The sequence below is a fragment of the Barnesiella sp. B2-R-119 genome (assembly GCF_023656675.1).
Lineage (GTDB): Bacteria > Bacteroidota > Bacteroidia > Bacteroidales > Barnesiellaceae > Barnesiella > Barnesiella intestinihominis.
The window spans coordinates 201,563-218,032 of record NZ_JAMOKL010000006.1; the positions used below are offsets into that span (position 1 = coordinate 201,563).

General features: G+C 39.9%; 12 protein-coding genes, 1 tRNA gene and 1 pseudogene. 6 read left to right on the plus strand and 8 right to left on the minus strand.

Features of this window, described 5'->3' with window-relative positions:
• Positions 1 to 58 precede the first annotated feature (58 nt).
• Genes NBH06_RS11955 through NBH06_RS11965 form a run of 3 tightly spaced genes read right to left on the minus strand, consistent with a single transcriptional unit; the run spans position 59 to position 5,787 of the window.
• On the minus strand, positions 59 to 1,444 hold the full coding sequence (locus NBH06_RS11955) for an efflux transporter outer membrane subunit (RefSeq protein ID WP_250794536.1): 1,386 nt from the start codon (positions 1,442 to 1,444) through the stop codon (positions 59 to 61).
• Positions 1,441 to 4,539: an efflux RND transporter permease subunit gene (locus NBH06_RS11960; RefSeq protein WP_250794538.1), complete on the minus strand. Its 3,099-nt coding sequence runs from the start codon at positions 4,537 to 4,539 to the stop codon at positions 1,441 to 1,443. The genes NBH06_RS11955 and NBH06_RS11960 overlap by 4 nt, the downstream gene beginning before the upstream one ends.
• A gap of 6 nt (positions 4,540 to 4,545) precedes the next feature.
• Positions 4,546 to 5,787, minus strand: coding sequence for an efflux RND transporter periplasmic adaptor subunit (locus NBH06_RS11965; RefSeq protein WP_250794550.1), 1,242 nt, complete (start codon positions 5,785 to 5,787; stop codon positions 4,546 to 4,548).
• Between the two features lie 391 nt (positions 5,788 to 6,178).
• Here NBH06_RS11965 and NBH06_RS11970 point away from each other — a divergent pair, with 391 nt between their 5' ends.
• Positions 6,179 to 6,322, plus strand: a complete 144-nt coding sequence (locus NBH06_RS11970; RefSeq protein WP_302788681.1) for a T9SS type A sorting domain-containing protein — start codon at positions 6,179 to 6,181, stop codon at positions 6,320 to 6,322.
• 1,137 nt (positions 6,323 to 7,459) lie between these two features.
• Here NBH06_RS11970 and NBH06_RS11975 read toward each other — a convergent pair.
• Positions 7,460 to 7,534: transfer RNA gene (locus NBH06_RS11975), tRNA-Pro, on the minus strand.
• Between the two features lie 193 nt (positions 7,535 to 7,727).
• Between NBH06_RS11975 and aspS the strand changes: the two genes are divergently transcribed.
• Genes aspS through NBH06_RS11990 form a run of 3 tightly spaced genes read left to right on the plus strand, consistent with a single transcriptional unit; the run spans position 7,728 to position 11,360 of the window.
• On the plus strand, positions 7,728 to 9,482 hold the full coding sequence (aspS, locus tag NBH06_RS11980) for an aspartate--tRNA ligase (RefSeq protein WP_155012446.1): 1,755 nt from the start codon (positions 7,728 to 7,730) through the stop codon (positions 9,480 to 9,482).
• A 9-nt stretch (positions 9,483 to 9,491) separates the two neighbouring features.
• A complete protein-coding gene (locus NBH06_RS11985) occupies positions 9,492 to 10,586 on the plus strand; it encodes a Nif3-like dinuclear metal center hexameric protein (protein ID WP_046415502.1) in 1,095 nt (364 codons plus the stop codon).
• Between the two features lie 3 nt (positions 10,587 to 10,589).
• Complete coding sequence (locus NBH06_RS11990; RefSeq protein ID WP_008862094.1) at positions 10,590 to 11,360, plus strand: zinc ribbon domain-containing protein; 771 nt, start codon at positions 10,590 to 10,592, stop codon at positions 11,358 to 11,360.
• A gap of 102 nt (positions 11,361 to 11,462) precedes the next feature.
• Here NBH06_RS11990 and NBH06_RS11995 read toward each other — a convergent pair whose 3' ends face one another.
• Positions 11,463 to 12,809 carry an aspartate kinase gene (locus NBH06_RS11995; RefSeq protein WP_229037036.1) on the minus strand — a complete coding sequence of 449 codons (1,347 nt, stop codon included), beginning with the start codon at positions 12,807 to 12,809 and terminating at the stop codon, positions 11,463 to 11,465.
• A 203-nt stretch (positions 12,810 to 13,012) separates the two neighbouring features.
• On the minus strand, positions 13,013 to 14,095 hold the full coding sequence (locus tag NBH06_RS12000) for a linear amide C-N hydrolase (RefSeq protein ID WP_250794540.1): 1,083 nt from the start codon (positions 14,093 to 14,095) through the stop codon (positions 13,013 to 13,015).
• A gap of 301 nt (positions 14,096 to 14,396) precedes the next feature.
• Between NBH06_RS12000 and NBH06_RS12005 the strand changes: the two genes are divergently transcribed.
• Positions 14,397 to 14,819: a SecDF P1 head subdomain-containing protein gene (locus tag NBH06_RS12005; RefSeq protein WP_250794544.1), complete on the plus strand. Its 423-nt coding sequence runs from the start codon at positions 14,397 to 14,399 to the stop codon at positions 14,817 to 14,819.
• Between the two features lie 43 nt (positions 14,820 to 14,862).
• Here NBH06_RS12005 and NBH06_RS12010 read toward each other — a convergent pair whose 3' ends face one another.
• Positions 14,863 to 15,807, minus strand: coding sequence for a hypothetical protein (locus tag NBH06_RS12010; protein WP_021892561.1), 945 nt, complete (start codon positions 15,805 to 15,807; stop codon positions 14,863 to 14,865).
• A 143-nt stretch (positions 15,808 to 15,950) separates the two neighbouring features.
• On the opposite strand from NBH06_RS12010, the gene NBH06_RS12015 reads away from it, so the two are divergent.
• A complete protein-coding gene (locus NBH06_RS12015; RefSeq protein ID WP_046412886.1) occupies positions 15,951 to 16,340 on the plus strand; it encodes a VOC family protein in 390 nt (129 codons plus the stop codon).
• A 21-nt stretch (positions 16,341 to 16,361) separates the two neighbouring features.
• Here the strand turns inward: NBH06_RS12015 and NBH06_RS12020 are convergent.
• Positions 16,362 to 16,470: pseudogene (locus NBH06_RS12020) on the minus strand (IS982 family transposase); the annotation flags it as partial.

A 16,470-nucleotide genomic window follows, 5' to 3' on the forward strand; every position in this document is an offset into this window, starting at 1 on the left:
ATAGAGCCGGGGGATTATAATCCCCCGGCTCTATCTATTTATAGAAAAATTTGCTCGCTTAAATTGGGTCTGTTCCCCAGCCGCCACCTAATACTTTATACAAATTCACCATAGCAAGATACTCGTCTCTTACAGCATTGCTCAAACCGATTTGAGCATCGAAAAAATTTCGATGGGCATCTAAAACATCGATGTAACGAATAACTCCGTTGAAATACTGTAATTGTGCTAGATCTACATACTTTTGAGCTGCTTCAAAAAGATTGAGTTGAAGTTCCGATGTTCGTCTTTTTTTCTGATAAGTTATCACGGCATCATTTACTTCTCGGAAAACTTCAAGAACCTTTTGTTCATAGGCGAAACGTTTTTCGTCATAGGCTGCCAATGACGCTTTATATTGGGCTTTCTTCTTTCCAAAGGTTAATAAAGGAGCTACGAGATTGCCAGACACATAGGAAAATGGAGATTCGAAAAATCCTTTTAATTCGTCGTTTTCAAGCCCTCCGACTAAACTTATAGTCAGTCGTGGAAACCGATCGGCATATGCAATTCCTACCGCCGCCATAGCGGCTTGTAGCTGTTGCTCTGCTTGACGCACATCGGGTCTTCGTTGGAGTAGGGTGGAGGGAAGCCCGATAGGTATATTTTCTGGCCAACTTACATTTAAGTCGAATTCTCCTCGTTCCACTTTCGACGGATATTCTCCGGCTAATACCGCAATTTGATTTTCTTTCAATGCGATTTTTTGCTCCAACTCGGGGATAAGAGCCGAAGCACTGGCCAGTTCTACTTGCGCTTGTTGATAAGCTGTCTCGGAAGTGAGACCACCTTCGAATCGTAATCGGGCTTGATTGACACTTTCTTCACGAGTTTTTACGGTTTGTAAAACAATTTCAAGTTCTTGATCCAATGCAACTAATTCGAAATAGGCAGTCGCTGTTTCGGCAATTAGGGTCATTTGCATGGCTCGTGCAGCTTCCACTGAGGCCAAGTACTCTGCCGCGCCCTTTCTTTTTCCCCAACGTAGGCTACCCCATAGGTCTATTTCCCAACCTAATGAGGCTTTAAGACTAAATTCGGGGCTTTTTTTAAACTTTTCACCGTAATAATCATTGGTTTCGTGATCGGCGAAAAGTTGAGCTCCGATAGTCGGCCAACGGGAGGCTTTACTCACGCGGTATAATTCTTCCATTTGCCTGATATGAGCTTCTGCGGCTTGCATATTCCGATTATTTCTTAATGTCTTTTTGATTAAATTACTAAGAGTTGAATCGGAATAGAGTTCCCACCATGACATATCGGCAATGGTTAATGTATCGTTTTCTCCCGCAATAATTTCATCTGGTAAATTCAGTTCGGGAGCCTGACAGCGTTTTTGTATAGAACAACTACTTAAAATGAATGCTGTCACAAATATATATATGAAAACTTTCATCTGTTTCATCGTTTCATCATTTTAGATTTTAACTTGTAAACCCATACGAAAAGAAGGGGAACAAAAATAATACCTACGGTAATCGCCACAATCATACCGAAAAACACACCAGTACCGATACCTTGGCGACTGGCCGATCCCGGACCGCTGGCAAAAACAAGAGGTAGCATTCCTAAGATAAAGGCCAAAGAGGTCATTACGATAGGGCGGAATCGTAAGTGTGCGGCTTTGATTACAGCATCCACTGCATTATTTCCTTTCTCAACTTCGTCTTTGGCAAATTCTACGATAAGAATTGCATTTTTGGCGACTAATCCCACCAACATAACCAAGCCGATTTGGAAATAAATATTATTTTCAAGGCCGCATATCCAGTTTCCTAAATAGGCTCCGACTCCTGCTATCGGAAGAGATAATATAACTGCTATTGGGATAGACCAACTTTCGTATTGAGCTGCAAGGAATAAGAAGACAAAAAGTAATGCTAAGGCCAATATGTAGGCTGTCTGACCACTTACATGTTTTTCCTGATAGGAAAGTCCGCTCCATTCAACGCCAATGTTTTTAGGCAAATGCTTGCTTGCTATTTCTTCGAGTATAGCCATCGCTTGTCCCGAACTATAACCCGGGGCCGCTTCTCCCGATATGGTTGTGGAGGTGAACATATTGAACCGACGAATGGTCCCCGGACCTGTTGTATACGAGGTTGTACCAAGAGCGGTAATAGGTATCATGGCGTTGTTGCTTCCTTTGACAAAGAAGAGTCCCAAATTATCTTTATGTGCCCTATACGGTGCTTCGGCTTGGATATATACACGGTAGATTCTGTTGAACATATTGAAATCGTTCACATAGATCGACCCCGTAAATGTTTTGAGCGTTGAAAAAATATCTGCTATTTTTACTCCGAGCATTTGGGCCTTGTCCCGATCTACATCAAAATAAAGCTGAGGTATATCGTTTTGAATAGAAGACGATAAACCGCTTATCTCTTTTCGTTGAGAGGCATAATAAAGTAATGTGTCGGCGGCTCGTTGTAAATCGGCATAACTCGCATCGCTTCGTGCTTCGAGCACCATTTCGAAACCGCCCGAACTACCTAATCCCGGAATAACGGGAGGAGTACTCAAATAAACTTTACTTTCGGGGTATTTTTTTAATTCTTCGCGAATATCCTCCATAATATCTCGGAGATTCGACGATTTGCGATCTTCCCAGGGTTTTAGAATAACCGTTAATTGACTTCGAGATTGGTTCGTACCGACACGGGGACTAGATCCTGTCACATTGAGTACATACTCTACGTCTTCACGAGACATTAAATAGTTCATGGCTCGTTCGGTTACATGTCGTGTCCTTTCCAATGTAGCGCCTTCCGGTAATTCTAACTCAACGGTAAAATACCCTTGATCTTCCTGTGGCATAAAGCTTTGAGGAACTATTTCGTTAAGAACCCATATCGCTATCAGAGATATACCGAAAGCCGCTACTACTCTACGAGCATGCTTCAATCCTTTTCGAATGAGTTTCTCGTAAAGTCTATTGCCTCGTGCTAGCCATAAGTTTATGTAACGAAAGAGTTTGTTTTTCTTTTTTCCTGAATCCGGTTTGAGCAATAACGCGCACATGGCGGGACTCAAAGTTAGTGCGACTAATGTCGAAATAAGGACCGAAACGGCAATAGTAATCGTGAATTGACGATACAATTGACCTGTAATACCGACCAAAAAGCTGACCGGGACGAATACGGCACATAACACCAACGAGGTAGCGATAATGGCACTACCCAATCCTTGCATGGCTTTTTTGGTAGCTTCGTAGGGACTAAGATGTTCCTCATTCATGATTCGCTCTACATTCTCGACTACGACTATGGCATCGTCGACCACGATTCCGATAGCAAGGATTAAACCCAAAAGGGTCATCATATTGAGCGAGAATCCGAACGCAAGTATGATTCCGAATGTTCCTATCAACGAAATAGGTACAGCTATAACCGGGATAAGTGTAGCTCTCCAATTTTGTAGCGAGAGAAATACAACCAAGATAACCAAAATCAGGGCTTCGAAAAGCGTATGGTAAACCTCGTTTATAGATTGGGAAATATAAGAGGTCATATCGAAGGGAATTTCATAAGTAATACCCTCCGGGAAGTTACGACTAATCTCCTCCATCTCTTTCTTCACAGATTCAGCGACCTCCATAGCGTTGGCTCCCGGTAGCATGTTGATGTTAAGTACGGCTGCGTTACCTCCGTTTATTCCGCTTTCCGTGTTGTAAGATTGTGCTTCGAGAGAGATGCGAGCGACATCGCGCAAACGAATCAAAGAACCATCGGGATTAGCCCGTATGACAATGTCCTCAAATTCTCCTACGGAAGATAATCGCCCTTGTGCTATGATAGGAGTCGTTATATCGATGTCGGAAATCGGTTGCTGACCCAATACTCCGGCGGCCGATTCCCGATTCTGGTCTTTCAATGCCTTTTGTAAATCGTCCACTGTAAGTCCCAGATTAGCCAAGCGGTCGGGTTGAACCCATATCTGCATAGCGTAATAACGGCTACCGACATTCGATACGCTACCCACTCCTTTGACCCGTCTCAACATGTCCAACACATTGAGCGTAGCATAATTACTGAGGTATATTTCGTCGAATTTCGGATCGTTAGAGCGCAAAGTGACAGTCATTAATCGACTGGAAGCCTGTTTTTCCACGGAAATGCCGTTTTGTACTACTTCGGCCGGGAGACGAGCTTCGGCCTGTTTCACGCGGTTTTGTATTTCAACGGCAGCTAAATCCGGGTCGGTCGATATGTCGAATGTGATTGTTGCCGAAAAACTTCCTGAATTGCTGTTCGTTGATTCCATGTAGAGCATGCCGGGCGTACCATTCAATTCCTGCTCGATGGGAGTGGCGACAGCTTGGGTGACCGTCTGTGCGCTAGCTCCCGGATAGGAGGCCGATACTTTGACTACCGGAGGAACAATTTGGGGGTACTGGTCTATCGGGAGTAAAAAAAGACCTAATACACCGACGATAACGATAACAATTGAAATAACAATTGAAAATATGGGTCTGTCGATAAAGAAGTCCGATTTCATAACATACTAGTTTTTAGAATGGTCTTCTTGTTCTGCCCGATAAGTCGAGGGGATAACTTTATCTCCATGAGTGAGTTTATGAAATCCTTCGACCACTATATTTTCGTGGGGAACCAAACCTCGTTCGATAATGACATTGTTTCCTACTTCCGGTCCCAATTCGACCATACGCCTTTCTGCAATACTATCGGCTCTTACGACGAATATGTAAGCGCCCCCCTTTTCGATAGCGATTGCTTTATTGGGGACTACGACTGCCGCTTCCCGAACATCGAGCAGTAACCTTACTTTGGTGAACTGCCCCGGTAATAATATATGTTCGGGGTTGGGCATTTCGGCTCTTACTGAGAATGTACCGGTTTGAGGATCGACTTGTGGATCGGCAAAATCGACTATTCCCCGTTGAGGATAAGGCGAATTGTCGGGTAAAGTAATAGTAATGTAAGGCTCCCACGTTCGGGTCGTGTCTTTTTGCCCTAAATTAACGTTACGGGCTTTGCTTTTCAAATAATCGAGTCCGGTCATACTGAAATCGACACGAACGGTATCGCTCTTTACGACCGTAGCCAATAACGATTGTCCGCCGGGGCCGACAAGTGTTCCTATATCGACGTTACGTTCCGATATATATCCCGAGATAGGGGAGCTCACAGTCGTATAACCCAATGCTGTTTCGGCTTGGGTTAAATCGGCCTCGCTCATCTCTACTTCGGCTTTTGCACTTTCATAAGAAGCGATGGCGTTATCTAAATCGAGTTGGCTGGCTGCATTTTGTTGATACAAAGGTCTGATGCGCTCCAAGTCTCTCTCGGCTTTCAATGCCAACGCTTTGTTTTTGTTTAGCTGAGCTTTGGCTTTATTTGCTCGAGCTTGATACTGTTTGGGGTCGATTATAAAAAGGGGTTGTCCTTTTTTTACATAAGTACCCTCATCGAAGAGCATTTTTTCAAGGAACCCTTCTACCCGGGCCCTTATTTCAACGAATTGCTGAGCACGAATGCGGCCTACATATTCCCCGTAAATTTCCACATCGTCCGTAACAACAGGCTCGACTTCGACTATCGGTAGGTCGGGACCCGGAGGTGCGGGACGCAGTAACCAATATAATCCTCCGCTTAATAGGAGAATACCTGCCCCCACGTACAACCATACCCGAGGAGAAACACGACGAATCTTTTCACTAAGCCGTAAAGCATAGTTGCCGATATTTTTAGCGGCTTGCCGAATATTTTCAAATGAAATTTTTATCATAAAGTCAAGAAACTTTTTGTATAGTAAATACACAATAATCCTGATATGAGAATGGAATAGTCCGCAAAAGTACTCTTTTTTCTTCAAATACGCCTTTTTTGTGACAATATTTAGATATTAAACGTAATACGGAAAGGGACGGTTCTGTGCCGGATAGAGATTCCGATAATAAATAAGAAATGCTGTTTGGGAGAAAATCATAGATAGTTTCTAAAAAGTGCAATCTTTGGGGTAATTTGTATTTGTTTATAAACCATTTCAATCGGTTTTACTACTATTTTCTTCAAAGGAGCAAAAAAAATTCCATTTTTCACTAGGGATTAAGCTTATTCTATGATATTATATAATCATTATTAATACATGACATACCCTTGTAGATAAGGCTTGGATATATACGGTCGATGGACAGTTGGTTAAATACGTAAACAACAATCCCGAATCTGTGAATGTCTCCGATCTGTCTTCTGCTATGTATGTAGTGAAGATGCAGAAAGGCAATGTGGTACGTAGCCAGAAGATGTTTAAGAAATAAAGAAGATTGTTTCAGGTTAATAACAGTCTGAAAAGACTGCCTCTCTCGAAAGGTTATCCGATGTGATATCGGGTAACCTTTCTTTTTTATGTTTTTCGGAAGCAATTTATTCCCCTTGTCGATTCATGCATCATGACGGTCGATAATACGACAGTAGAAGAAACGGAATGTACGATTTCGTTTTTATTTTCTGGGTCGCAAATCGATAAGAAAAGGCTTTAATACGCTTTTTATGAACTTGATAAGAAAAAAATAGGACAGATTTATTTTAATTCTTAACTTTACTCTGTTTTTTGGAAATTTCTTTTTTTAATTCGTTCCGGAATACATAGATTCTTTCGGACACAAATGCTTTGGAATATTCGAATTCATCAGCAATAGATTTTATAGAATATCCTTGTATATATTTTTCAATGATTGACCGGTCAACGTGGTTGAGCAATCGGAATATATTTGTAAATGTTTCTATATCAATCATGTCTATTGAACAAATTTGATGACGAATTGTTCTAAATAATCTAAGTTGAAACCATTTAATTTTAGTCATAACTTTTTTATATAAAAGCCTCCGACCATAATACACGATAATAAAAAGAACAGTGAATAAATTCGTGAAATGCAAAACTCTATTTGCATTTTATTATGGATCGGAGGCCTATGTCAAACCACCCGAAATGGCAATCGCCACCACGAATTTATTCACTTGTATGATACAAATATAAGGATTTGTTTTTGATTATTTTGTAAAATAATCCTAGAATTTTTACCTAATCTAAATTATTTTTTGCCCTTCTTTTATAAGAGATTGTAAACGTGGTCTTTGTAAATTTTATCAAAGTGGAAGGAAATAGTGAATAGGAATTTTGAATTGCATGTTTATTCCAATGGTTGAATCTCGATTTGAGTGGTGATATTCAATCTTTCTTTTTTGATGTGTGTCTAAGTACGATTTGTAGAAGCCATATTTGCCAAGTTTTTTTGCACGGAATTTGCACGGTTTTGAAACAAAACGCACCTAAGCACAACAAAAATATACGAAACGTCGATAATTTATGTATCGATTGAAAGTATATTTTTTGATGAAATATATAAAGAAAAAACACTGAAAATCATTTGATAATCAGTGTTTATATTTTGTCGGGGTAGCGGGATTCGAACCCACGACCCCCTGCTCCCAAAGCAGGTGCGCTAACCGGACTGCGCTACACCCCGAATCCCATTAATCGTTTCTCGATTTTGGTGCTGCAAATTTACAGCTTTTTTTTATATCCACAACTATGCTCCCATATTTTTATCAAATTCTTTAAGGAATCATATTTGTTTACCGATGTTTTATTTTAATTTTGCAAAGATAATTTTTCATAAGAATGTCGGAGTATAATCAACGAAAATAAATCATATAATAATGTATAGAACGAATACGTGCGGAGAATTGCGGTTGAACCATGTCGGCCAAAAGGTAACGTTGGCAGGGTGGGTACAACGCAGTCGCAAAATGGGCGGAATGACATTTGTCGATCTGCGAGACAGATATGGTATCACACAGTTGGTCTTTAATCAAGAAACAGATGCCGATTTATGCGATAAAGCGAATAAATTGGGGCGTGAGTATGTCATACAGGTGACCGGTACGGTAACGGAACGGTCAAGCAAAAATGCCAATCTGCCGACCGGTGAAATAGAAATCATAGCCGAAAATTTGGTCGTGTTGCATACCGCAGAGACACCGCCTTTTACTATCGAAGACGAATCGGACGGAGGAGACGATATTCGTATGCAGTATCGTTATCTTGATTTGAGACGATCGGTAGTACGCCGTAATCTCGAATTACGTCACAAGATGGCATTCGAAGTTCGCCGTTATCTCGACGAATTGAACTTCTTGGAGGTGGAGACGCCGGTGTTGATCAAGTCTACTCCCGAAGGGGCTCGTGATTTTGTAGTGCCTTCAAGAATGAATCCGGGAGAGTTTTATGCGCTCCCTCAATCACCCCAGACATTGAAACAGTTATTGATGGTATCGGGATTCGACCGTTATTTCCAAATCGTGAAATGTTTTCGTGACGAGGATTTACGGGCAGACCGTCAGCCCGAGTTTACTCAGATAGACTGTGAAATGTCTTTTGTCGAGCAAGAAGATGTTTTGAATATTTTTGAAGGTATGATTAAACACCTGTTCAAAAAGATTCGTGGCATTGAGTTCAACGAACCGTTTTTGCGTATGACATGGGCCGACGCCATGAAATACTATGGCAGCGATAAACCCGATATGCGCTTCGGTATGAAATTCGTTGAAATGAAAGATTTAACCGAAGGACATAATTTTGTGGTGTTCGATAGTGCCGAGTATGTGGGCGGTATCTGTGCCGAAGGGTGTGCGACATATACCCGTAAGCAACTCGATGAATTGACCGAGTTCGTCAAACGTCCACAAATAGGAGCCAAAGGGTTGGTCTATGTCCGTTTCGATGAAAACGGCACGCCAAAGTCATCGGTCGACAAATTTTATTCGGCAGACGATTTGAAAAAGTGGGGCGAAAGATTCGGTGCAAAACCAGGCGACCTGTTGTTGATATTAGCTGGTCCTGCGATGAAAACCCGTAAGGCTCTTTGTGAGCTGCGGCTGGAAATGGGCTCTCGTTTGGGGTTGCGGGATAAAGATACGTTTGCACCCTTGTGGGTTATCGATTTTCCCTTGTTCGAATGGGACGAGGAGACCCAGCGCTTCTATGCCATGCATCACCCGTTTACTTCCCCGAAAGCGGAAGATATTCCTCTATTGGATAGCGATACCGGAGCCGTCAGAGCGAACGCTTACGACATGGTTATCAACGGTGTCGAATTGGGTGGCGGGTCTATCCGTATACACGACAGTGAATTGCAAGACCATATGTTCCGTTTGCTGGGATTTACCGAAGAGCAAGCATTGGATCAGTTTGGTTTCTTAATCAATGCATTCAAGTATGGAGCACCGCCTCACGGAGGTTTGGCGTTCGGTTTGGATCGTCTAGTCTCGATGTTCGCCGGATTAGATTCTATACGAGACTGCATCGCATTCCCCAAAAACAATTCCGGTCGAGATGTTATGCTTAATGCACCTTCTGTTTTGGCGGAATCCCAGTTAGAAGAACTATGTATAAAAGTGAACCCGAAGAATTAGAGATTCGTGATAATAGTTAACGATATCATAAAGGCGATAGAATCGGTCGCTCCATTGAATTGGCAAGAATCCTATGATAATGCAGGATTGCAAGTGGGCGGTCGGTTTCAATCGGTTTCGGGTGCGGTTGTTTGTCTCGATGTCACGGAAGCCGTAGTCGACGAAGCTATCTCTATGGGATATAATTTGATTGTATCTCACCATCCTTTACTCTTCAAGGGATTGAAATCGATAACGGGGAATAGTTATGTCGAGAGGATTGTCATTAAAGCTATTCAACACAACATAGCCATTTATGCAGCCCATACCAATCTCGACAATGCCCCGGAGGGGGTATCTTACAGAATGGCTCGGAAACTGGGATTGACCTCAATTCGAGTTTTAGACCCGTTATGCGGCCGACTGATAAAATTGGTTACCTATGTACCTTCGACTCATGTCGAGAGCGTAAGAAGCGCTCTTTTTGAAGCAGGAGCCGGTCATATAGGAAACTATGACAAGTGTAGTTTCGGACAAGAAGGGACAGGGACGTTTCGTGCGGGAACCTATGCTAATCCATATTGCGGTACGATAGGGGAGTTTCACCGGGAACAAGAGACGCGCTTGGAAGTGATAGTTCCTATACATGTACAAGAAGCGGTTATCGATGCGCTGAAAAGGAGCCACCCGTATGAAGAACCGGCATTCGATTTGATTCCGTTATCCAACCGATGGGAACAAGTCGGGAGCGGTGTTGTAGGAGCCTTACCGGAACCTGTCGATGAAGTGTTGGTCTTGGAAAAGCTGAAAGAAATTTTTAAGACCGGTTGCGTAAAACATTCTCCGTTGCATAACCGAAAAATTTCACGAATAGCATTATGTGGAGGAGCCGGAGCCTCATTGATGACAAAAGCTGTCATAGCCGGAGCCGATATGTTTGTTACAGGAGAGATTCGTTATCACGACTATTTCGAATTTGAATCTCATATACTATTGGCCGAAATCGGTCATTATGAGAGCGAACAATATACAAAAGAAATTTTTTGTGAGATAATTCAAAAAAAATTCCCTACCTTTGCAATCCATTCTACACAGGTAGATACAAATCCGATAAATTATTTGTAAAGTATGGCTACTGACAAAACAAAAGCAGAGAAAGAATATACAGTGGAGGAGAAGTTGAAAACACTGTATGATTTGCAAACCATTCTTTCGGAAATCGATAGAATAAAAACATTGAGAGGTGAGCTTCCTCTTGAAGTTCAAGACCTTGAAGATGAGATTGCAGGTCTTGAAACTCGTATCAAAAACTTTCATACAGAAATAGAAGACCTTAAAGCTGCTGTGTCGGCTAAAAAAGTAGAAATACAAAATGCCCAAACGCTTATAGAGAAATATACCAAGCAGCAGGATAATGTGCGGAATAATCGAGAATTTGATTTTCTGTCGAAAGAAATCGAATATCAAACGCTTGAAATTCAATTGTGCGAAAAACGTATCAATGAATTTATCGCAGCACAAGAGGCCAAGAGTAATGAAGTCGCAGCTTCGGAGGAGATTTTACAGGATCGCCAGCATATTTTGAATGAAAAGAAAAGCGAACTTGATGAAATTGTTTCGGAGACCAAACAAGATGAAGAAAAGCTGAGGGAAAAGGCCAAGAAACTTGAAAATAAAGTAGAGCCTCGTTTGTTGTCTGCATTTAAGAGAATTCGTAAGAACGCACGCAATGGTTTGGCAGTGGTTTATATTCAACGCGACTCTTGTGGAGGGTGTTTCAATCGTATTCCACCTCAAAGACAACTCGATATCAAAATGCGTAAGAAAATTATCGTTTGTGAATATTGCGGACGTATTATGATCGACCCGGAACTTGCGGGAGTGAAAGATGTAAATTAGTAGAATTAAAATTATTTTTATAAGAAAAAGGTCATTCATTTTCAGAATGACCTTTTTTGTCTGACTTTATCACCCGTTTTAACAGGTTTATTTTGCTATTTATTAAGAAAAGACACGTTGGCTAAGTGCTTCCAAAGCTCGCTTTTTATCATCACGACGCATAACGAACGACACATCGCAGTTATCTCCGTAAGAGATCATTCGTACAGGAATATCTTTTAAGGCTTCGACTATTTGATGTTCAAAGCCCACATTATACCATTTCAGATCACCCACAACACAAATAATTACCATATCATCTTCGACCGAAACATCGGCATATCGTTCCAGCATAGAGATTATTTTCGGCAAATGTATCTTATTGTCGATTGATAAAGATATTTCCACATTAGACGTTACAACCAAATCGATAGGTGTATGGGATTGTGCAAAGCAGTGAAATATTTTTTCGAGGAAACGGTAACACGGTATTTTATAATGAGAGCGCAACTTAATATAAGTTACGTTATCTTTGGCTGCAACAGCCTTTATTTTCCCGGTGTCGGCAGTATCGGAAATAAGCGTTCCCGGAGCTTGGGGATTCATAGTGTTGAGTAACCTTACAGGGATATTTTTTAATTTGGCCGGAAGGATACATGTCGGATGCAAAATCTTTGCACCGAAATAAGCGAGTTTGGAGGCTTCGTCAAAAGTCAGAGTACGCACTGGTGCAGTTGTCGATACTACTCTTGGGTCGTTGTTGTGTAGTCCGTCTATGTCGGTCCATATTTGTATCTCACATGCATTCAAGGCAGAACCCAATAATGATGCAGTATAATCGCTACCGCCTCGTTGTAAGTTGTCTATTTCACCGGATACGTTACGACAAATATAACCTTGCGTAATAAACAAACGATTATTGGGATAGTGTTTTAATAATTTGCATACATTCCTTTTGATAAAGTGTATATCGGGCTCTCCGTTTCTGTCGGTACGCATGAACTCAATCGCAGGAAGCAGAACCGATACGATTCCAATTTCTTTCAAATAAATATGCATCAGTCGAGTTATCAGTAATTCGCCCTGTGACAGTATAATTTTTTCTTGTTTTGAAGAAATGGGAGATTGAGCTATTGTTTGTAGCGATGAAAAAGAGCACAGAATAAACTTTTTAGCTTCTTCTATGCTCTTTGCAGAAAGATAGAGCTTATCGGCGACTTCGATATACTTGCTTTTCAAACACTCAATGTCACGTTGTGCACCGTCGATATCTCCATTAAATAGTAATGAGGCTATTTCTGCTAATGAATTGGTCGTGCCCGACATTGCCGATAGTACGACCAGATTCAACTCATTATTACAAATAAGATTTGCTACATGTTTGATTCTCTCGACGGTTCCTAATGAAGTTCCTCCGAATTTCAAGATTTTGAATTTTTCTTGTTTACGATCCATTTTCTGCTTTTCCATTTCTCACATGTCTCTATTACAGAGTTTTCGTTTTATACTTTGCAATTAAAATACCATAGTTTGAAATTTATATAATTATTTGATTTATAATTAATTATTAAATTCAAATATAAAGGCGATATTTCCAAAATGGAAAAAGACCATATCGTTATGATAGATACGGTCTTTTTGTGATTACATTTACAAAGTATACCGAGTATTGATCAATTGATTCGTACCGGCTGTATAGGTTGCTGTTTTATCAAATCGAGTGGAACCGCTTGATATTTTACACGATTAAAATCGATGGCTTTCAAGTCTATGCAACGAATGTCGCTATTATACATAGTACGATAATAGATAACTCTGTGTGTAAGATCTGTCGATGATGTCCATTGTGTGGCACTCGGTATATCGATAGGCGTTTCACTTTCAGAAAACTCTATACCGATAGGTATATCAAAGTTGTTCAAAATGTGAAAGCTCTGTATAACAGCTTCTATCGCTGTTTCTTTTTGTGGAGAAGAAGTCTGGTAAAAAGCGGCACGTATGAATCTGGATGGGGGAGTGACATCACCGGGAATGCCGAGGAAACCACTGCCTGCACCAAATGAGGAAAGTTTTATATTTCCGAGTGTCCTCGGATTAGTAGTCCCGGGATAAAGATTGATGTAATTATTCAGATTGGTCATATGCCAGTCAAAACCGGGAGAATTGGTAAGTACTCCTAATGTATTTTCATAGAAATTAGGTTGACCATCAACAATCTCCAATACGATTTGCTTTCCTGTAATATCTGCCATTCTCCAATGAACGGTTGAGGCTCTCGGGTCAATCGGCACGATGTGTATCTTTTTTATAGCTTTCATAGCTTCGTCTACCGTTGAAAAGTTTCCCAATATCCATGATACTAATTGTAAATCGGCTATACTGGAATCTTTCAGTTTGGAATCATAGTCTTCATATCGACCATATCCGGGAAAATAAAATAATCCGGCAGATAGTCCAGCCTCGTTTAGTCCCTCTGCCACAAATTCCTTTTGTTCGACGGATAACCCGATATAACCGTAACGAGCTGTAAATTTCATTCCCGATCGCTCTCCTCCGGGAATATAGGAATACTGTTCGTAACCACGAGGAACGACAACATATTGGCTATTTAAATCGCTGCCGCCCCATTCGATTGTTCGGGCAAGAATCATAGAATTATCTTTTGTTGTTAAAGTAATGCCGGTACAAGCTTCTGAGACTTGAACTTGAAATAGAATGATAACAACCGTTATCCATAAAGAAAGTAATTTTTTCATTTTTTTGTTATGTTTAATTGAGATGGGAATAAAGTATAAAAAGAAATGCATTTATAATTGTCAGAATTCAAATATACTTAATTTTTTAATATTAACAAGATATCTTTGTTATTATGAGTATAAAGCTGGCTATAAAATGTCAGTTTATTTTTAAACATTCTTTATCTCTAAATTGTTTTGCCAATAATTTGAAATACGAGGTAAAGCTATTCAGAGAAATATAGTACATTTGTACTAAATGTAAATTTTATGCTTTGGTGTAAACCAAGTTTTACGTACTTTTACCTCGATTACAATTTGTATGATGAATAGGTTTATTTGTATTCCTTTATGTCTCTTTTTGTTGAGTGTCTGCAATCCGAAAAAAAACGAGCGACCAAATGGGTGGTATTATATCACCGATCGTGTAGAAGACAGTATTTCTTTAGAACCTATCGTAACTATTAATGATTTTGAAGAAATAAAATTAGATTCGGCAGAAAACTTAAAAGGTAAGTTCATATATCAAATTACGGGCCATGTAGCTGCTGATTGTGTAGAAAAGTGGGCAGACGCAACAGAGCATTCGATAGGGAAACGAATTGGATTTGTTTTTCAAGATGAAGTTATTTGTACTCCCTGTATCAATTGCCGCATAGAGACCGGTAGTTTTGCTATATCTGCCCAAGATACAGATATAAAATCTATATATTGGCAAATTGTTCGAAAAATTCACAGCCGATAAGAAGGAATCCTATCGGCTGTGCCTCTATAATAAATTATACAGATTAGAATCGGAAACTAACATATAGGTATGCGCCTGATACTTTCCAATCTTGATTTTCTTCATCTATCTTATACGAAGTCGTACCCCAACGATATTCAGCACCAAGAGATATAACTTTGTATGAAGCTGCTAAACCTGTATTAAAATAAGATCCATAGTTCATCAGGAAATCACTGTCTTGATTATATGCGACGGAGAAAGTCGGATCATAACGGAAATATACGTTTATTTTTAAGAAATCGACCGGATTAATCGTGATAGAAGGACCAAACTGCATTCCGATTTCAGCTTTATAAATATCTCCGCCGTCTTCAAAATCACTTTCTTCTACGGTATATTTTGCTGCTGCTATATCGAAGACTGTCCAATCCAATCCGAATTTCAACATTCCGAAAAGAGGCTTTTTGTGCAAATAATAAGTATTCCCTCGGTTTATAGCCACAGCAAAATCACTATTTAATTTTTCTAAGCCATTACCCCGGGTTAATGAAGGCATACCATAAGAAATATTGAAGTATTTTTTTCTTCCCCAAATTTTTTCTTGTTTAGCCATGTAATCAAGTTTTGTATTCATTTCTTCGGTAAGATTCTCAATTTTTGTATTAAGGCTATCTACTTGTAAATTCAATGTTTTATTTTGGCCCCGATATATAAAAAGCGAATCTTTTAATAAATCGTTTTCTTCTGATAAATTTTTATATTTACCGAGAAGTGTTTTCTGCTCTTTAATCAATGAGTCTTTACTGGCTTTTAGTAATACATTTTGATTTTTAAGTGTACTGTTGTCTTTCGATAAAGCACTATTTACCGAAGACTTTTCATCGATTACTTTGTGCATAATACCGATGGAATCTTTCAGCATTTGGTTCTGCTTCTTTAAGGTTTGAGCCGATACAACCTGGCATATCGGCATACAAATTAGAAATAAAAATACTATCTTTTTCATGATTTGAGATTTTTCTGCAAAAATAATAATAAAAAACAAAATGAAAATCACATGATAATCGTTATTCTTTTAATTTTTTTTAATCGATGAGAATTTGTAATATAGATAAGTAATGTACATTTGTACAGAAATTACACATTCATATGAGACTTAATCACGTTGCACTATGGGCAGACGATATCGAATCGGTTCGTCTTTTTTATATGAAATATTTCGGCGCTTTATGCAATGACAGATATGTCAATGAATCCAAGAAATTTACTTCTTATTTTTTATCTTTTGATGAGGGAACAGCTTGTCTTGAATTAATGAATCGTCCTGATATTTTAGATATGCCTTTCAACCGAGGCCAAGTGAAAGGTTTGGCCCATTTGTCTATATCGGTAGGTAGTCGAGAAGCTGTCGACGAGCTTACCCGACGTTTGCAAACCGATGGATATACGGTTATAGGACAACCTCGGCTTACCGGTGATGGATTTTATGAGAGTACTATACTCGACCCGGAAGGTAACAATGTCGAAATTACCGAATGATAAATTAACCTGTTGGTTGAATTAGATTAGAGAATATTTTATCTTTCCAATCGGACGATGATTAACGAAATTGACATATTGCATGAACGTCAATGCTGCGATTTTACCAGCCATGCGGGTAAAGAGGCCG

Coding starts and splice junctions, on each gene's coding strand:
- NBH06_RS12000 (WP_250794540.1), bottom strand. CDS start 14,095: ATGAAAAAATTACTTTCTTTATGGATAACGGTTGTTATCATTCTATTT.
- NBH06_RS11955 (WP_250794536.1), bottom strand. CDS start 1,444: ATGAAACAGATGAAAGTTTTCATATATATATTTGTGACAGCATTCATT.
- NBH06_RS11995 (WP_229037036.1), bottom strand. CDS start 12,809: ATGGAAAAGCAGAAAATGGATCGTAAACAAGAAAAATTCAAAATCTTG.
- NBH06_RS12010 (WP_021892561.1), bottom strand. CDS start 15,807: ATGAAAAAGATAGTATTTTTATTTCTAATTTGTATGCCGATATGCCAG.
- NBH06_RS12015 (WP_046412886.1), top strand. CDS start 15,951: ATGAGACTTAATCACGTTGCACTATGGGCAGACGATATCGAATCGGTT.
- NBH06_RS11990 (WP_008862094.1), top strand. CDS start 10,590: ATGGCTACTGACAAAACAAAAGCAGAGAAAGAATATACAGTGGAGGAG.
- aspS (WP_155012446.1), top strand. CDS start 7,728: ATGTATAGAACGAATACGTGCGGAGAATTGCGGTTGAACCATGTCGGC.
- NBH06_RS11960 (WP_250794538.1), bottom strand. CDS start 4,539: ATGAAATCGGACTTCTTTATCGACAGACCCATATTTTCAATTGTTATT.
- NBH06_RS12005 (WP_250794544.1), top strand. CDS start 14,397: ATGATGAATAGGTTTATTTGTATTCCTTTATGTCTCTTTTTGTTGAGT.